Source organism: Rhizobium sp. BK098 (assembly GCF_014193155.1).
GTDB lineage: Bacteria > Pseudomonadota > Alphaproteobacteria > Rhizobiales > Rhizobiaceae > Rhizobium.
The window spans coordinates 1-1,004 of record NZ_JACHYY010000056.1; the positions used below are offsets into that span (position 1 = coordinate 1).

At 56.7% G+C, this 1,004-nt stretch carries 1 protein-coding gene; it reads left to right on the forward strand.

From position 1 onward, the window contains the following. Nucleotides 1-80: 80 nt before the first annotated feature. Nucleotides 81-1,004 (forward strand): ISL3 family transposase (locus FHT73_RS29325; RefSeq protein ID WP_246712286.1); only part of this gene is annotated, 924 nt, incomplete at its 3' end.

The following is a 1,004-nucleotide window of genomic DNA, read 5'->3' on the forward strand; positions in this document are numbered from 1 at the left end:
TGTCGTTTTGCATTTAACCGGGTTCTTCCTCAATTTCTGTGGTTAACAGAGTGTTAGCGCCACGACTGCTATCTGCGGGGATGCGAACGCAATCGAAATGGTCACCCGGCCCAGGGGGCAAAATTCTGGGTATCACGCTTCATGATGAAGAAAACTGGGTTGTTTCGGCTGCTGCGAAACCGGTCGGCATCTGCCCAGATTGCGGAACACGAAGCCGACACAGGCACGGCTGGCACAACCGCCGCCTCCAGGACTTGCCTGTTCAAGGTCAAGTGGTGAGAATCAAACTCGCTCTGAACCGATGGCAGTGTCGACACAGGAAATGCGGGCGACGAACCTTCACCGACAGATTGCCCGGGATTGCTGCACCCTATATGCGACGAACTGGGCGGATGGCGGAGATTGTCGGCTTGATTGGCCACAGACTAGGTGGTCGTCCAGGAGAGAACTTGATGCATCGGCTCGGTATGCCGGTCAGCGACGACACGATCTTGCGGCAGTTGAAGCGCGGTAATCCGGCATCCATACAAAAAGACACTATTCGGGTCGTGGGCATTGATGATTGGAGCTGGCGGCATTCCTCGCGATACAGGACGATCATGGTCGATCTTGAGCGTCATTCGGTCGTCGATGTTCTGGAGGACCGCAGCGTCGAGAGCGCAAAATCTTGGTTGCAAGAGCGTCCGACGATCGAGGTCGTGAGCCGAGATCGCTGCGGCTTGTATGCACAGGCAGCCCGAGAGGGGGCGCCCCAAGCCCGCCAGGTGGCTGATCGTTTTCATCTGGTTCAAAATCTCAGGGAGGCAATCAAGGAGCAGATCAGCGTTTATGGTCACGCCCATATTAGGCCGATACTCTCCGAAGATGCTATCGCCAGCGCCAGGTCACAACAGCGCCGTGCCCGCTTGGCGCACAGGCAATCTCGTCAGGAAATTTTCGACACGCTTCAAGCTTTGCGCCAGCAGGGCCTCACCTACAGCGAGATTGCAAGGCGGACCGGATAC